This is a genomic window from Lactobacillus sp. A27 (assembly GCF_016742815.1).
Classification (GTDB): Bacteria; Bacillota; Bacilli; order Lactobacillales; family Lactobacillaceae; genus Lactobacillus; species Lactobacillus gallinarum.
Genome location: NZ_JAEHNT010000010.1, coordinates 34,843 through 51,519, shown reverse-complemented (window position 1 = coordinate 51,519; position 16,677 = coordinate 34,843). Strand labels below are relative to the sequence as shown.

At 36.8% G+C, this 16,677-nt stretch carries 17 protein-coding genes, 1 pseudogene and 1 other annotated feature; of the genes and pseudogenes, 12 read left to right on the top strand and 6 right to left on the bottom strand.

What is annotated here, in order from left to right; all coding sequences use genetic code 11:
* Positions 1-221: 221 nt before the first annotated feature.
* Positions 222-890: a hypothetical protein gene (locus tag JEM49_RS01875; RefSeq protein WP_201873392.1), complete on the bottom strand. Its 669-nt coding sequence runs from the start codon at positions 888-890 to the stop codon at positions 222-224.
* Positions 891-978: 88 nt separating this feature from the next.
* Here JEM49_RS01875 and JEM49_RS01870 point away from each other — a divergent pair, with 88 nt between their 5' ends.
* The 5 genes and pseudogenes from JEM49_RS01870 to JEM49_RS01850 all read left to right on the top strand — a co-directional run.
* On the top strand, positions 979-2,250 hold the full coding sequence (locus JEM49_RS01870) for a TcaA 3rd/4th domain-containing protein (protein WP_201873390.1): 1,272 nt from the start codon (positions 979-981) through the stop codon (positions 2,248-2,250).
* Between the two features lie 143 nt (positions 2,251-2,393).
* Positions 2,394-3,143, top strand: a complete 750-nt coding sequence (locus JEM49_RS01865) for an ABC transporter ATP-binding protein (protein ID WP_056945490.1) — start codon at positions 2,394-2,396, stop codon at positions 3,141-3,143.
* Positions 3,144-3,155: 12 nt separating this feature from the next.
* Entirely contained in the window at positions 3,156-4,955 is a 1,800-nt protein-coding gene (locus JEM49_RS01860; RefSeq protein WP_191335247.1) for an FtsX-like permease family protein, read from the top strand.
* Positions 4,956-5,174: 219 nt separating this feature from the next.
* Positions 5,175-5,318 (top strand): aspartate-alanine antiporter-like transporter, encoded by a 144-nt coding sequence (locus JEM49_RS10410; RefSeq protein ID WP_242509731.1) that lies wholly within the window; start codon positions 5,175-5,177, stop codon positions 5,316-5,318.
* Positions 5,270-5,422 (top strand): annotated as a pseudogene (locus JEM49_RS01850) (aspartate racemase); the annotation flags it as partial. The gene JEM49_RS10410 and the pseudogene JEM49_RS01850, both read left to right, overlap by 49 nt.
* A gap of 97 nt (positions 5,423-5,519) precedes the next feature.
* Here JEM49_RS01850 and JEM49_RS01845 read toward each other — a convergent pair.
* Positions 5,520-6,170: a histidine phosphatase family protein gene (locus JEM49_RS01845; RefSeq protein ID WP_025006015.1), complete on the bottom strand. Its 651-nt coding sequence runs from the start codon at positions 6,168-6,170 to the stop codon at positions 5,520-5,522.
* A 60-nt stretch (positions 6,171-6,230) separates the two neighbouring features.
* The gene (locus JEM49_RS01840) at positions 6,231-6,917 is read right to left on the bottom strand and encodes a matrixin family metalloprotease (protein WP_201873389.1); all 687 of its coding nucleotides are present in this window, start codon (positions 6,915-6,917) and stop codon (positions 6,231-6,233) included.
* 169 nt (positions 6,918-7,086) lie between these two features.
* On the opposite strand from JEM49_RS01840, the gene helD reads away from it, so the two are divergent.
* The 5 genes from helD (at position 7,087) to JEM49_RS01815 (ending at position 12,372) form a co-directional block, all read left to right on the top strand.
* Entirely contained in the window at positions 7,087-9,393 is a 2,307-nt protein-coding gene (gene helD / locus JEM49_RS01835) for an RNA polymerase recycling motor HelD (RefSeq protein ID WP_201873384.1), read from the top strand.
* A gap of 54 nt (positions 9,394-9,447) precedes the next feature.
* Positions 9,448-9,679: a binding site (T-box leader), on the top strand.
* Positions 9,680-9,831: 152 nt separating this feature from the next.
* Positions 9,832-10,479 carry an amino acid ABC transporter permease gene (locus tag JEM49_RS01830; protein ID WP_087176386.1) on the top strand — a complete coding sequence of 216 codons (648 nt, stop codon included), beginning with the start codon at positions 9,832-9,834 and terminating at the stop codon, positions 10,477-10,479.
* A gap of 15 nt (positions 10,480-10,494) precedes the next feature.
* Positions 10,495-11,115 (top strand): amino acid ABC transporter ATP-binding protein, encoded by a 621-nt coding sequence (locus JEM49_RS01825; RefSeq protein ID WP_201873382.1) that lies wholly within the window; start codon positions 10,495-10,497, stop codon positions 11,113-11,115.
* Between the two features lie 4 nt (positions 11,116-11,119).
* A complete protein-coding gene (locus JEM49_RS01820) occupies positions 11,120-11,923 on the top strand; it encodes an amino acid ABC transporter substrate-binding protein (protein WP_201873380.1) in 804 nt (267 codons plus the stop codon).
* A gap of 2 nt (positions 11,924-11,925) precedes the next feature.
* The gene (locus tag JEM49_RS01815) at positions 11,926-12,372 is read left to right on the top strand and encodes a GNAT family N-acetyltransferase (protein WP_025006009.1); all 447 of its coding nucleotides are present in this window, start codon (positions 11,926-11,928) and stop codon (positions 12,370-12,372) included.
* Here the strand turns inward: JEM49_RS01815 and JEM49_RS01810 are convergent.
* Positions 12,369-12,929: an SGNH/GDSL hydrolase family protein gene (locus JEM49_RS01810; protein ID WP_087176382.1), complete on the bottom strand. Its 561-nt coding sequence runs from the start codon at positions 12,927-12,929 to the stop codon at positions 12,369-12,371. The two genes, JEM49_RS01815 and JEM49_RS01810, sit on opposite strands and share 4 nt — an antisense overlap.
* Positions 12,930-12,990: 61 nt before the next feature.
* Here JEM49_RS01810 and coaA point away from each other — a divergent pair, with 61 nt between their 5' ends.
* Together coaA and efp are read left to right on the top strand one after the other, a co-directional pair.
* The gene (gene coaA / locus JEM49_RS01805; RefSeq protein WP_087176381.1) at positions 12,991-13,905 is read left to right on the top strand and encodes a type I pantothenate kinase; all 915 of its coding nucleotides are present in this window, start codon (positions 12,991-12,993) and stop codon (positions 13,903-13,905) included.
* A 35-nt stretch (positions 13,906-13,940) separates the two neighbouring features.
* Positions 13,941-14,513: an elongation factor P gene (efp, locus tag JEM49_RS01800; protein ID WP_025006006.1), complete on the top strand. Its 573-nt coding sequence runs from the start codon at positions 13,941-13,943 to the stop codon at positions 14,511-14,513.
* Between the two features lie 48 nt (positions 14,514-14,561).
* On the opposite strand, the gene JEM49_RS01795 is transcribed toward efp, so the two are convergent.
* Together JEM49_RS01795 and JEM49_RS01790 are read right to left on the bottom strand one after the other, a co-directional pair.
* Positions 14,562-15,863, bottom strand: coding sequence for an extracellular solute-binding protein (locus JEM49_RS01795; protein WP_087176380.1), 1,302 nt, complete (start codon positions 15,861-15,863; stop codon positions 14,562-14,564).
* A gap of 172 nt (positions 15,864-16,035) precedes the next feature.
* Complete coding sequence (locus tag JEM49_RS01790) at positions 16,036-16,617, bottom strand: PepSY domain-containing protein (protein WP_239464578.1); 582 nt, start codon at positions 16,615-16,617, stop codon at positions 16,036-16,038.
* Positions 16,618-16,677 lie beyond the last annotated feature (60 nt).

The window sequence follows — 16,677 nt, the reverse complement described above, 5'->3', positions numbered from 1 at the left end:
GTCCGTATCTAAGCAAGTTGGTGTTCTGGTTAGCGTAAGCTAACGAGCCACTAAGCCCTAGACTTCAGTCTAGGGTAGTTGACTCAAAAAATAAGGTGTATGATGATTGCACGGGTGTATTGATGGGGGAGTATGTACAGCCCGTTTTTTAGTAGTCGGATAATGTGATCTTTAATGATTACACTTTCTTGAATTAAAATAGCAAGGTTACGTATACCTTGCTATTTTTTGTGGAAAAGTTTGGTAAACCAATTCTGTTTTGCAGGCTTAATTTGTTCATGTTTTTCAGCAGGTTTATCCACAGATTTTACACTAGAGAAATGCTTAACCTTTTTCAAATTAGTGTGTAAATGATGCTTTTCGACTTTTTTAGTCTGATGATCTTTAAGTTTAATATGCGGTTTAGTATTTTTGACACGGGTATGAAATTGACTAGAGGTTTGAGCCTCCATAGCGATGTCGGGGCGAATGTAATATAAATCCTGACCATCATAGCTATTGATTAAAAAGACTAGAATGTCATGAACGTCGCAAACGCAGCGCCAGGCCTGCTTTTTATCAGGTTCGATTTTGCTATCGTGGATCGCTGCATTCCCCATCCGGCGGACTTCATCGAATAAAGCCATAATGCTTAAAGGATAATCGAGTTCCTCGCGTAAATAATGCGTGTCATTGCGCAAATTGCGATATTCACCGTCTGGCACATGATAATAAGCATTCAGATTCTCTAGTTTGAAGATTTTCTTAGTAAGTGTTTCAAACAAAAGGCGAGAGTTGCTGATGACGTCACGATAATCATCGATTGTGTATAAATTGTGAATCTTTTCAGCAGTAGAGTATTCCTCGTTAAATGTTGGACTATTTTTGATAAAATTGAAGTTAATTTCCATAATTTTTCCTCACAAAAATGAAGATAGTTGCTATTTTGGCTCAACCTGTTAATCTAGATTAAAAGTATTAATTTGGTGGGTTTTAAGTATGAAAAAACGTAAAACTATTTGGTTATTTGGAATTATTGTGATTTTAGTTGGCGGATTAATTACCGCTGGCAATTTTTATTATACAAGAGATCGGCAGATTAGCCGCATTGTTGCCAACTTAAAAGACCCTAAGACGGGGATGGCGCAATATGTGGTTGCTTCAACTCCTGATATGAAGGTAACCGATGATAGTTTAAAGCCGTTGCAAAATTATTTTAAGAATCATGCAGCGGCTGCAAAAAAATTGGATTCTAACTTACGCCATGATCGTGACAATGGTGAGATTCAATTAGTTGAAGCTGGCCGCTATTTCTTATTTTTCAGTAAATATAAGTTGCGAGTGCAGTGCTATCGTCCGCAGGTTCAAACCAACCATGCCAATTCGGCTTTGTTTGTTAACGGGGAAGATTACGGCAAAATGAATGGCGGCAATCAGAATTACTATCAAGATTTAGGATTAGTTTTCCCTGGTCGTTACCATATTTTGGTTAAATCCAAGGTTAACAATAGAAAGTTAGATGCTGACTCAATTGTAAATATTTGGTCAAATAAGACAGTAGATATGAAAATTAAAACTGCCACTTTCCAAATTCGCAGCGTTCCTAATGGCGTAGTTTATATCAATGATCATAAAGCAGCCACTCTTAATAAAAAAGGCCACTATACATTTAAGGATTATCCGCTTGCTAAGAGAATGGAAATTTTTGTTAAAAGCAAGGTTGATGGTCAAACCATTAAATCTGAAAATGTGACAGATTTATCACAATCAATCAGTTCGGAATTTAGCGATAGCGAAGACGATGTAACTGATTATGATGGTGCAGCAGATTACCAAGGCAATGGTGAAAAAGACGTTTACCAAGATGCAGAAGGTGACTATATTGTTAACCCAATTTGGCCAGGTTTAATTAAAGTTGAAAATGCGGCGAGAATGCTGTATACCAACTTTAAAAAGCCGATGGTAGCCAATTTTGAAAATGGTAAAGAAAACGCCGATTATAAGAAGATTGAGCAACAAATCAAGAAGTGGAAAAAGGATAAGAAACTTAAGAAGTTCACCGTTAAGGTCAAAGTTTTATCTGTTTTGCCAGGTAAGCGCAATTATAGCAAGATTGATTATGAAGTAACTTTTGTTAAAAAGTACAAGGATAAGAGCAAAAAGACAGAAAAACTGTTATATCGGGATGCAATTTTACATCTAGTAAACGGTCATCAAGAGATTCAAACATTAGGAAAATGTAAATTAATCAAAACAAAAACTAGCAACTAAATGTTGATAGATCAAGGTTCTTCACGCGTTAAGACGTGAAGAACTATTTTTTTACGCAAAAATAGATTGACAAAAGGTTAATATCATATTAGTGTATTAAGCAAATAATACAGTAAATAAATTGGGGAGAAAGAGGTATAAAAATGAACGAAATTCTTGTGGTTGACAACGTCACCAAAACTTACGGTAAAAAAGGCGAAAAACAATACCAAGCTTTGAAGGGCATCAATTTTAAGATTGCCGCAGGTGAATTTGTAGCAATCATGGGTGCTTCTGGCTCTGGTAAGACTACTTTACTTAACATTCTTTCAACTTTAGATAAACCAACTACGGGGCAAGTTTTCATTAATAAGCATGATGTTAGCACTTTGAATACTAATCAGATGGCTGACTTCCGTAGCAAAGAAATAGGTTTTATTTTCCAAGACTTTAATTTGCTAGAAAATTTGTCTAATCGAGAAAATATTGCATTACCACTTAGCTTGCGTGGATTATCAGCACGCAGAATTAATCCACTTGTGGATAGAATTGCAGCAAAATTAGGAATTAAAGAAATTTTGAATAAGTACCCTGCAGAAATTTCAGGGGGACAAAAGCAGAGAGTAGCGGCTGCACGTGCCTTGGTTCACGAACCATCAATCTTACTGGCCGATGAACCAACCGGTGCGCTTGATTCTAAGAGTGCAAGAGAATTACTAAACACGATGGAAAACTTAAACAAGCATGACGGCGTAACAACTTTGATGGTTACCCACGATCCATTTTCAGCAAGTTTTGCTAATCACATTTTATTCATCAAAGACGGTAAAATCGGTGAACAAATGATTAAAGGTGAAAAATCTAGAACAGACTTCTACCATGAATTGATTGCTCACTTGGGTACTGAGGAATAGGAGGAAGGAAAAATGATTTGGAAATTATCTTTAACCGGGATTAAAAGCCGGCTCAAAGACTACACGGTCCTGTTTTCAGGATTGGTAGTTGCAAGTACAATCTTTTATATGTTCTTATCCTTGGCAATTAACCCAGGCTTCATGAGTAAAGATGTTAATGCACCAGGACAATACTTAAGCTTCATCTTTGGCTTCGGGATTGTCTTACTCGCAATTATTACTTTCGTTTACTTGGTTTATGCGAATTCATTTTTGCTCAGCATGCGCCAGCACGACTATGGCATGTTCATGATGCTAGGGGCAAAAAGTTCTAAGCTTGGTTTGCTGATTTTCTGTGAAACCTTGTTAACAGGGATTTTGGCAGCTATTTTAGGAATTATTGTTGGCTTGGGTTTAACTGCTCTTGTGTCTAAATTATTGATTAGCAGTTTAGACTTACATATTACGCACTTTCAAATAATTTTGCCTAATGCAATTTTATGGACATTGATTTTCTTTGTAGTTGTATTCTTTTTAGCAGCGTTGAGAAATGTGCATAAACTTGTGCGTAGTAAAGTGATTGACTTGCTTCATGAGAGTCAAAAGCCAATTAAGATCAGCCGCAAGAACGGCTTGCGCGTGGTTGAAGCTATCTTAGGTCTTTTGCTTTTAGCAGCAGGCTATTACATTATGGGGATGCCCGCTAATGCTATTTTCTTCATCATTCCAGCAGCATTAGTAACTATCGTGGCAGGCTCATACTTCACTTTTGATTCATTTTTCACTCTCATCATCAATCTTTTGCTCAAGAAAAAAGGCTTCGCTTACCGCGGTATTCGCGTCTTTACTCTTGGACAACTAAAATTCAGAATTCGTGATTACACACGTATTCTTTCCGTTATCTCACTACTTTTCGCTTTAGCTCTTGGTGCGATTACTGTTGGTCTTAACTTCAATTCATTGAAGAACCAAGCAGTAGTCAGCGACTACTATGATGCACAGATTGTGCAAAATACACCAGCTGTGCAAAAAAATGTGGACAAGTTAGATATTAAATCTAAGGCTACTTACCACTACGTTGAAACTAAGAAAGAACTATTCTTTAACAAGGCTGATTTCGACAAAAAGCCATTTAAATATATTAAATTTAGTCAACACGGTAATGATTTCCCAACTTATACACCAACTGTAGCCAAGACCAAAGATTTGGTTACTCCTGGTAATTCTGCTAATACTCGTTTGAGCATGATGCTACTTAATGGCACTAAAAAGATTGAACTAGTTTCTCCAGCTAAATTTAATACTATTCAAGGACAAAAGAAGTTTATAACTTTAATTAGAGTTAAGGATTTTGTTAAAGACTATCCAACTTTAACAAAGATTGAAAAGCTTCAAATGACTTCACCTATGATTAGTAGAGTGTTGAGCAACACTAAGCCATTTACTTATCAAGTAGTGCTTGGCTTTGCCAGCGGTTTCGAATTCATGGGTTTCTTCCTAGGAATCGCGTTCCTAACCATGCTCGCTTCAACTTTGATGTTCAAAGTTTTAAGCGGCGCCGCCAGCGACAAAGTACGTTACGAAATGCTCTACAAGATTGGGACTAGGGAAAAGATGCTTAGAAAATCAATTAGAAATGAAATTGGGGTGCTATTTGCTTTACCTGGAGCACTAGGTATCATCGATGTTCTCTTCGGTTTGAGATTGTTCAAGGCATTATTACCTAAGCCATACATGGGCATCTGGCTACCATTCTTAATTTTCATCGTACTTTACTTCATTTACTACATTGTGACTGTAAAATTATACGAGAATATAGTGCTGAAAAAGTAGAATCTTAGGCTTAAATCAGTACTCGTTAATAAGCTAGGTATACGAAAAAGCTGTCAAAATGACAGCTTTTTTAATATGCATATTTGAAAACTTACTTTCTACACCCGGTTAACTGTTGGCGATCATGTAACAATCATTGGTCCAGTAAACTGTATAACTAATGCCATTAAGACAATTGGTTATGAAAAAGTTACTGGAACCAAAACAGATGTTAGCTTCATGTCAATAGGTATCTTGCTTGGTGTTATCGTAATTACGATTCACAAGATCCCACTTACTCTTGGTGGCGGTAGTGGTGCATTGTTCGCTGGCCTGAACTTTGGCTGGCTGCAACAAAAGCACCCGATCCTGATGTTGCAGTAATTGACCCCTAATCAATTATTGCTGACGTTTCCATTGAACTAGAAGAAAAGATTAGAAATGGAATGGATCCAAAAGAAGCAGTTAAGAAATATATGTATGATTAAATTAAATACCCACAAACTAAATAGCATAGTAATGATATAGCGTTCATTAGAAAGAGAAGCCTAGATCAAGTTGATCTAAGCTTCTTTTTGTATATGCTCATAAATGCATTTTGTTCCAAATAGGGATCTTGATGTCACCTTTATCGCTCATGGTCATCACGGTAATTGAGGCATTCTTTGGACCGGGTACAAGAGGGATGTTATCGCCGTAACGGTACCACAAGCTTCTAATAGTAAAGCCATGGGTAACCAACAAGATGTTTTCAGCTCCATCAAGTTCACTGATCATCTTTAAACCATTTTCCATGCGAGACCAATATTCTTCAGCATCTTCTGCTTGGTGGTATGGGTCAGCTTCTTTGATCCAATCTTTAATGGTATCGATACTTTCATGTTTAAACATTTCTTGTCTAGTAGCGTAGCCGTGACTGCCACCGATCATGCGCCAAGCCATTTCAGAATCCATTCCTTCAAAATAGCCATAGAATTGTTCTCTGAAAAATGGACTGGCAATATGCTGCAATTCATCTTTGTTAACGTTGTATTTCATGATTGTTTCGCAGGTGTCGCTAGCTCTTTTTAAATCACTAGATAAGGCAATGTCAAAAGAAACGTCGTGCAATGCCTTGCCAGCTTCTTCGGCACCTTCAATTCCTGCAGTAGTTAGTGGGGTATCACACCAACCTTGCATCTTGTTATAACGATTGATATAAGTTTGACCATGACGGACAATATAGATTCTTTTCATAATTTTCTCCTCATCAAAAAACTCCTCTTTATTTTAGAAAAAAGAGAGGAGTAATTAAAGTTAATTGTTTTCGTGGTAGATTTTTCTCAATTTTTTGATATCTTGTGGCTGAATGGTGTAAATTGATCCCTTAGGATACATGACTGAAACGCTGTTGGTGTGATTTAAACCAATCGCATGTCCTAGTTCATGTTCAGCGGTGTTGATAATTCGATTATTGCTGTAACCGTACCACTCATTTTGCAAATAATAGCGGTTGAGGTGAACATCTGCCTTTAATAAATGTCCAGTTGCTGGATTATAAGTTGTAGCCGTTTCACCAGCAGCATTTGTGTCGCTATCATCCACAATGCTGATAACGATTTGTGCCTTCTTTTTATTACTAATTTGGTGAAAAGTGAAGGCTCCGGTTCGATTCCAAGCATTCATGGCATCGATTGCAGCCGAACGTAACTGTAAGTTATTTTTGACATCTACGTAAACATTTGCTTTCGGTTTTGACCATGTCCGGTTTTCAAAGGTATCATCATCTTTTGTTTTATCAGTTCTGGTAGAAGTGTCTTTATCGCCTAATTTATGCGGGGTAGTAGTTCCATTTTTTAATAATTGCTGAATGCGATAATTTAATGTAGTCAGAGAATCTTGCGCTGCCATGCGCATGTTAGAATCATTTTTATAAGTCCAAACGGCAAAGGCGAGTACTGCAAGCAAGAAAATATTTCTGATGATTCTAAAAAACGTTCTCATAATTTTCAACTCCAATGTTGAAATTATAATCTTCAAATCTTAAGTTTTCATCTATTTTTACTTGTATTTTGCCTATGAGCGTGCAGACTACTATAAAAGCGCTACTCATGATAAAAAAGCGCTACTCATGATAAAATAGAATGCGAGTTTTTAAAGAAAAGGTGATTAAATGACCACAGCAAAAAATGAAAATAGTGAAGAAGCACTTGAACAAAAACACCTTGATAATATTATGAAACAAATCAAGGAACGTGAAAAATCTTTAAAAAAGTCAATTAAATCCGCTGAAGGCGAAGCTAGAAATCTTAATTCACACTTCTTTGATGATGTTAAGTTGGATTATGATGGTTACTCGACTTCAATGGAAACCGCCTTGTCGATTCATCAACAGCAGCAATTATTAAGTGAACGCGAACATGCTTGGCAGCATTCAGCTAAGCAATTGGATACCGTTGAAAGGCTGGAAAAACGGCCATATTTTGCTCGAGTTGATTTTAAAGAGCAAGGGGAAAAGAAGCCTGAAACTATTTATATTGGTTTGGGATCTTTTGCAGATAAAAACGATCACTTTTTGATTTATGACTGGCGTGCGCCTATTTCTTCAATTTATTACGATGGTAAGTTAGGTGAAGTATCTTATAATTCGCCAGAAGGCAAAATTACCGTTGATATGACTAAGAAACGCCAATTCATGATTGAAGATGGCAAGATTGTCAACATGTTTGACACCAATGAGTCAATCGGTGACCAAATGCTTTTAGAGGTTTTATCTGAAAAATCATCAACTCAGATGAAATCAATAGTAACTACGATTCAACAAGAACAGAATAAGATTATTAGAAATACTAGTGCTGACTTGCTTTTCGTTCAAGGTGCTGCAGGTTCTGGTAAAACTAGTGCAATTTTGCAAAGAATTGCATTTCTGCTTTATCGTTACCGTGGTAATTTGACTTCTAGTGATGTTATCATGTTCAGTCCTAACCAATTGTTTAATGACTATATTAAGAATGTTTTGCCTGAAATGGGTGAACAAAATATGGTACAGATGACTTACTGGCAATTTGTTGCCCGCCGGCTTCCAGGGATGAATGTGGAAAACCTGTTTAAACAATTTGAAGATCAAAATGCGGATACTAATATTAGTAAATTTAAGGATTCGGTTAACTTCTTTAATTTGGTAACGCGTTATGCAAAGCATTTAAATAAACGCGGTGTAGTCTTTAAGAATATTTATTTCCGTGACAAGAAGAAGCCTTACTTTGATAAGGAAAAGATCAAGGAAATCTATTACTCATATAACGACAATTACAATTTGGCTAACCGCATTGATGCAACGCGTGAAGAATTGATTAAGATACTTAATCGCAAGATCGCGCCAGAAGCTAGAAAAGCTTGGGTTGCTCGCACCATTGAAGGGATGAGTCAATCTGAGTTAAATGAATTGTACGATCGACCTGATCAAGAATTTGAATCAGAAGCTAAGGAAGAGGCATTCTTAGGCAGAAAGATTGTACTTAAGGCATTGAAGGGCGTGCACAAGCGTATTTTGCACAATCACTTTATCAATATGCGTGCGCAATACTTAAGCTTCTTGCGTGCTGTACCTAAAATGGTTGATTTAGCTAAGTGGAATATCGATGAAGAAGACTGGATGCATCATATTGATGAAGTTAAGGAAAATTTCAAGAAGCATGATATTGCAATCACTGATGTTTCTGCTTATCTTTACTTGTATGATTTAATTACTGGTCGTAGAACTGATTATGAAATGCGGTATGCTTTCATCGACGAAATTCAAGATTATACGCCATTCCAATTGGCCTACCTTAAATATAATTTCCCACGTGCCAAATTCACGATGCTCGGTGATTTGAATCAGGCTATTTTTACTAAGGATGAAAGCCGCAGTTTGCTCAAGCAGATTTCAGGTTTATTTGATCCAGAAAAAATCGATGTGGTCCAACTTACTAAGTCATATCGTTCAACTAAGCAACTGACTAACTTTACCAAGCAGATTTTGCGTCAAGGTGAAAAGATCGAAGCCTTTAACCGTCAAGGTCCAAAGCCTGTGATTTGGGGTAGAGATAGCGATGAACAGGCAATTGATGTTTTAGTCGATGTTTTACGTGATAATGAAAAGCGCAAGATGACTACTGCTATCATTACGAAGGATTTGGCTGATGCTAAATTTGTCCATGAAAAGTTGAGCGAAAAAGGTGAAAAATCCACTTTGATTGCGACGGCTAACCAGCGTTTAGTTGATGGCACCTTGGTTATTCCATCATATTTGGCTAAAGGACTAGAGTTTGATGCTGTAGTTATGTGGGGCGCAAATAAAAAGAATTATCATCAATTAGATGAAACGCAACTTGTTTACACGATTACATCTCGTGCTATGTACAAGTTAGACGTGATTTACACTGGTGAAAAGAGTCCGCTTTTAGATGTGGATCCAGTTACTTATGAAGAAAAGTAATTAATAGATAATTGACAAATACTAATTAATCTTATAAGATTTATAGCAATATTAAAAACAACTTAGAACAGAAGCAGTAAGGCTAGCTGCGGTAATAGAGAGTTTCTGATGGTGGAAATGAAACACGAGCTAATCCGAAGTCACATCTGTGAGTTGATTTTCTGAATTGAGTAGGAAGACCCGGGATAGCCCGTTATAGCTAAAGGTTGATTATTAACTTATTGAGGCAGGTTATGTGAATAGCCTGTGAATATGAGGTGGAATCGCGATTTCATTCGCCCTCGTAGCCAATTGGCTATGGGGGCTTTTTTTTAAGATAATCAACCTAGTGAGGCATTTTGCGTGAGCAGATGCGAAGATGAGGTGGAAACACGATCAGTTCGTCCTCTTAGGTTAGTCCTAAGAGGGCTTTTTTATTAGAAAAATGCAGGTGAGGATATGTCATTAAAATATATTGGAGAAATTTTACCAGCCCTTTTTAACGGCGCAACGATGACGCTTAGTATTTTCTTTTGGACTATTATTTTGGCAACGCCGCTCGGAATCTTAGTTTCACTTGGAGAAATGAGCAAAATTAAGCCAATTAAATGGCTAGTTAATTTTTACGTTTGGATCATGCGGGGTACACCACTGTTATTGCAATTGATTTTTGTATTTTATGGTTTACCAATTATCCATATTGTATTTCCACGTTATCAGGCAGCGCTTCTTGCCTTTGTGTTAAATTATGCTGCATATTTTGCGGAAATCTTCCGGGGCGGTTTTCAATCAATTGATAAAGGACAATTTGAAGCCGCAAAAGTGTTACGCTTGAATCGCTGGCAAACAATGACTAAGATTGTCATTCCCCAGGTAATCAAAATTGTTTTACCTTCAATTGGTAACGAAGTGATCAACTTGGTTAAGGACTCATCACTTGTTTATGTGATCGGCTTAGGCGATTTACTTCGAGCAGGTAATGTAGCAATGGCGCGTGATGTAACGCTGATACCATTAGTTTTAGTTGGCGTGATTTATCTACTTTTGATTAGTATTTGTGCTTTTGTTTTGAAAAAGTTGGAAAAGCACTTCTCTTATTACAGATAGTGACAGGTGGATTAAATGTTAGAAGTAAAAAACTTATACAAAGAATTTAATAATCGACCAATTTTAAAAGATATCTCTTTTACTCTAAAAGATGGTGAAATCATGACCATTGTTGGTCCATCTGGTGCGGGGAAAACCACGCTTCTTAGAATTATTGCTGGTCTTGAAACCAAGGATAGCGGCGAAATTTTAATCGATGGTCAAGCTTATGATTCAGGTAAAGTTGGCGTGGTATTTCAGGATTATAATCTTTTCCCTAACTTGAATGTGTTGCAAAATATTACCCTGGCACCGACGATGGTACTTAAGGAGAGCAAGGAAGAAGCCAATAAGAAGGCTTATGAATTGCTTAATCGTTTGCAAATGAATGGCCGTGAGAAGCAATATCCTTATGAATTGTCTGGTGGTCAAAAGCAGCGTGTCGCCATTGCACGGGCATTGGCAATGAAGCCACGCATTCTCTGTTATGATGAACCAACATCAGCGCTTGATCCTAATTTGCGCAAAGAGGTTGAGAAGATGATCTTAGGTCTGAAAAAATCCGGGTTAACGCAATTAATTATTACGCACGACTTGCAGTTTGCAAAGAATGTGGCAGATCAGATGTTAAAGGTTCAACCATTAAGTGAGGGATAAGCTCATGAAAAAATGGATAATAGCAATTATTGGAGTTCTAGTGCTGACTTTAACTGGGTGCGCTAAGTCCAATAATGCTGATACGTGGCAAACAATGGAAAAGAATAAGCAAGTGGTCATCGGTTTAGATGATAGCTTTGTGCCAATGGGATTTGAGAAGAAAAATGGCCAACTTACAGGTTACGATATTGATTTAGCAAGAGCCGTTTTTAAGGAGTATGGCATTAAAGTTAGTTTTCAAACGATCGACTGGTCGATGAACGTAACGGAACTGCGTAACGGCACTATTGATTTGATTTGGAACGGCTACAGTATTACGCCTGAGCGCAAGAAGAAGGTTGCTTTTAGTCGCCCGTATTTGCGTAATCGTCAAGTTTTGGTTGTAAAGAAAAATAGCAGCATCGACAATTTTGCGCAAATGAAAAAGTATGAATTGGGGATGCAAACTGGTTCAACCGCGGAGCAGTGGTATGAGACTAAGCAGAATGTCTTGCATGCTAAAAAAACAATTTTGTACGATACAATTTCTAATTCATTCTTAGATTTAAATTCAGGTCGTATCCAAGGAATCTTGCTTGATGAAGTTTACGCCGATTACTACATTGCACACATGGCTAAGAGTAGCGAGTATAAGGTGATACAAAATGACCGTGTACCGATGGATCTGTTTGCGGTCGGGATGCGTAAAGATGATAAGACTTTGCAAAAAAAGCTCAACGAGGGCTTGGCCAGATTGCAGAAAAATGGCAAGTTAAGACAAATTAATGAGAAATGGTTTGGTAAAGATAGTAATTATTTAGGAAAGTAACGATGAATAATAATTTTTCTTTTAAAAAGATTGATGAAATGACGAGCAGAGAAATGTTTGCCGTAGCTCGCCTGCGTAATGAAACTTTTGTAGCAGAACAAAAAATTACATTGCCGGATTTAGATGATCAAGATTTAACAGCAGTTCAAGTTTTTTTGCTAAATGAAAAACAGACGGATGCCCTTGCAACATGTCGTCTGTTTGTGGAAAAAGATAAATGGATGCTGGGCCGCGTTGCAGTTTCAAAGAAAAGTCGCGGCCAAAGCTTAGGTAAGAAAATGCTGCTAGCTGTGCATAATTACTTAAAAGAGCAAAATGCCTCAGCCTTGTATTGTCATGCTCAAATGCATGTTAAGCCATTCTATGAAAAATTAGGTTATCAAACATGCGGCGAGCCATTTGATGAGGGCGGCGTTGAGCATATTATGATGAAGAAGAGCTTGAGTTAATCAAGTTCTTTTTTGATTGCTGGCATAATTTGGTTAACTAAAAATTCGTTGCCTTTGTCTGTTAGATGCTGTCCATCTTTTTGATAGTATGTCGAAATGGCCTTGAGCTTTCTAAAGGCGGGTAAGATATCCACAAATTGTGCACTGTGCTTTTCTGCGACCTTTTTAGCGATGCCGTTGAAAAGATCTAATCTTTCGTCTCCGTAAAATTGGTTAATTTCACTATTGGTAGGATCAGGATAACAGAGGCCAACAACTATGGCTTTGCCTACTTGGGTGAGAACTTCATTTAGATTTCGCTCATAACTTTCTGGGCGAATTCCCCAACCGGTTGCGGCATCATTATTACCGTATTCAACTACAACTAAATCTCTTTTTTGAGGAATTAAATGCAAATAATCTATTGCTTCAACGGTAGTGGCACCACTTTTAGAGATGTTTTCCACCTGTGCATAATCTTTTAGCTCTTTTTGAAATAGATTAGTAACTAAATCTGTGTCTTGACCATCGCGAAAGCCGTTAAAGATAGAATCACCGAATAAAATTATTTTTTTCATAATTTAATGCCTTTCAATTATAATAAGTAAATGTATGTAAAAGAAAAAATGGATAATAGCAATGAAAAATTATACGAGTTTTGAAAGAAATGAATGGGCTAAACTAGCTCCAAAAAATAAAGTAAATATTACTAAAGAAGAATTAACACAAATCAAGTCACTAGGCGATGTAGTCGATTTGACCGATGTGCATGAAATTTATACTAGCCTAATTAGCTATCTACATTTAGTTTATCAGGATAAACAACAAGCGCGCCAAGCTCAGATTAGATTTTTGCATAAATCTTTTGAACCAGCACCGTTTATCATCGGTATTTCAGGTTCGGTAGCTGTAGGAAAGTCGACTACGGCGCGTCTTTTGCAGCTACTTTTGCAAAGAACTTATCCCAATCTCAAAGTACATTTAATGACCACGGATGGTTTTATTTATCCAAATAAAGAATTGGAGCGTAAGGGATTAATGTCACGCAAGGGATTCCCTGAAAGCTATAATATGGCCTTATTAAGTGACTTTTTGTGGGATGTTTTAAGTGGTAAAAAGGATATTGTTTACCCACTTTATTCACAAGAATTGAGCGATATTGTTCCTGGAAAATATGGTCATGTTAAGAACCCAGATATTTTAATTATTGAAGGAATCAATACTCTGCAACTACCGGAAAGTGGACAAGTTGTGACTAGTGACTTTTTTGATTTTTCAATTTATATCGATGCGGAAGAAGATTTAATTGAAAAATGGTATATGCAACGATTCCAAAAAGTATTGAAATTGAATAAAAACAAGCCTGATAATTTTTATTATCAAATGGCTAATGGACCACTAGATCAAGCGATGCAGTTTGCCGAAGAAGTATGGCAAATGGTCAATTTAGTAAACCTTCGTGAATACATTGCTCCAACTAAAGAACGTGCAAGCCTAATTTTGCATAAGACTGATGGACATTTAATTGACAAGATTTATTTGAGACATATTTAGTTTGTTATAATCTATGTGTAGATAAGGAGAATTTTATGCAAGCAATTAATTTGAAAAAAGGCATGATTTTTAGTCAAGATGGTAAGTTAATTAAGGTTTTAAAGGCTAACCACCATAAGCCAGGTAAGGGTAACACCGTTATGCAAATGGATTTGCGTGACGTTAAGAGCGGTGCTGTTGTCCACAAGACTATGCGTCCAACTGAAAAAGTAGATTTAGTTGATATCACTAAGAGAACTGCACAATACCTCTATGGTGAAGGCGATGTTTATACCTTTATGGACACTGAAACTTATGATCAATACGAAGTTTCTGCTGACCAATTAGGTGATGATGTTAAGTTTTTAATGCCTAACATCATGGTAGATATGGAATTCACTGGTGACAACAAGATTATCGGTATTGAATTGCCATCAACTGTTGAAATGACTGTTAAGGAAACTCAACCAGAAATTAAGGGTGCTACTGTTGCTGGTGGTGGTAAGCCAGCTACAATGGAAACAGGTTTGGTTGTTCAAGTTCCTGACTTCATTAAGGAAGGCGAGAAGTTGATTATCGGTACTGAAAATGGTGATTACAAGTCACGTGCCGACAGTCAACCGAGATAAAAATAGGCAGAAAAAAAGCTCTCGAAAGAGAGCTTTTTATTTTGCACTTTATTGTTTCCAAGCGGCATCAAATTTTTGCTTACCGTTGTCAATTTGGCTGTTAACATTTTGACCTTTTTGAGCTGCGGATAAGATGTTTTGCATAATGCTGTCTAATTGGTTGTAGGCAGTATTAGAGTTCTTTTTAGCTGGAACACTGTAGAGGTGCTTCATTGCTGCTTTCAACTTAGTAGGCATCTTGATGTTCTTGTTATCAAGGAATTCCTTGTCGTCAAGTACGCCGTTATTAACTGGAGTGTAACCAGTAGCATTTGCCCACTTAAGTTGTGAGGATTCAGAAGTTAAGAATTTCATGTACTTGAAGGCGGCAGCTCTTTGCATTGATGAAGCTTCTTTAAACATGTAGATGTCAGTACCTTGTTGCATGGTATATTTGCCAGGACGAGGAGCAACATCGTAAGTAAACTTGTTGCCAACACCTTGTTTTACAAAGCCTTCACCTGCAGAAGTACCGATGAACATTGCGACTTTTTCGTTAGCAAATGGACCAGATAAGTAGTGTTCAGAACCAGCTACACGGAAGTAACCCTTCTTTACGCCTTCTGCATAGTAATTGATAACTTTCTTTGAAGCAGCACCGGTGAAATTAATCTTGTCGGTAAAGTTAATGCCTTCATCCTTCATACCAAGGGTGTAGTAGTTGGCTAATGAATCAAAGCCAGCACCGACTACCTTGTGGTTACTCTTCTTGTAGATAGTTTCAGAGACTTGTTTGAGTTCCTCCATTGTTGTAGGAACTTTTTTAATGCCATATTTCTTGAACATAGTCTTGTTGTAAGTCAAAGATTCGATAGATTTGTTAAATGGAATACCATATTGGGTACCTTTAATTTGGGCACCATCTAACAATTCAGTTCGAATATTAGAAGCTTTGGCGCTGCCCCAACCAACATTTTTATTGTTGATGTAAGGAGTTAAATCAACCAACATTCTATTTTGAGCGGCATTATATAACCAGCCAGGGTAAGCTTGGGTAATTGTTGGCAAATTCTTAGGTGATTGCATAGTAGAATTGATCTTGCCTTGCAAATCAATGTAAGAGCCTTGGTTTTCCAGCTTGATCTTAATGTTAGGATTCTTCTTTTCAAAATCATTAGTTAATTGCTTAAGAGTATTTTCTTGAGCACCATGCATCCCGTGCCAAAATACTACAGTAGTCTTTTTAGTGATTTTAGATGGAATCTTAGCATCATTTGAAGATGAATTGTTTTTACCATTGGAACAAGCAGCTGTACCTACTAACGCAAGGCCGGCTACAGCAAAAGTGATTAATTTTTTACCTAATCTCATTAGTAATCCTCCGATGAATATTTTTATAAGCACTAGCTATTGTAGCATATAAAATATTGACTACAAGATCTTGTATTTTGATAAAAATGTGTTATGGAAGTGAGGATGTCAATTTGGATTGTATATAACAAAAGCTGATTACAATGCTAGGTTGCAATCAGCTAAAAATTTTTTAAATAATATTTTTGTTTAAAGCATCGATTTTTAATTCACGTTTTTGATTATTATAAATTAGATTGATTTTCCAAATAGCCTTGCCGTCTTCATCGGTTAATTCCCAAAGAATTGGGGTGGCACCGCGTAATTCTCTGAGTGCAACGGCATTGGCCTCTTGCCGAGAAATGGTCTTTTTAAGATTTAATGCTTCTTCTTTGTTGTAATCGTAATCTAAAAGCTGAGTAGATTGTCCCATGATTTTGTTATTGGTTGCATCGAGCTGAATAGTGCAATCTTTTATGGAATCAAAACCAACAATGGTGTAAACATAAGTATCATTTTTTAAGGCTAAAGTAATGGATTTAATCTCGGCGTTTGAATACAAGGATTTGAATTTTTGGATTGCGGAAACTTGACTCATTCTAATTTGGGGCAATTTGTTGCTGGAATAGTTTACATTTTTTGGTAAAACATTCTTAGTGGTTATTGAAAAATTGATAGGCTTTTGTGGTTGTTGCTTGATCCAGAAAATGGTCGAAAATACACCGATTAAAGTTCCTGTAACGCCAATTAAAACAGGTTTGATAAATTTCTTCATAATAGTCCTCTGTTGTGTAGTTTTGTTGAATTTATCTAAATTATAAACTATATAATCTAA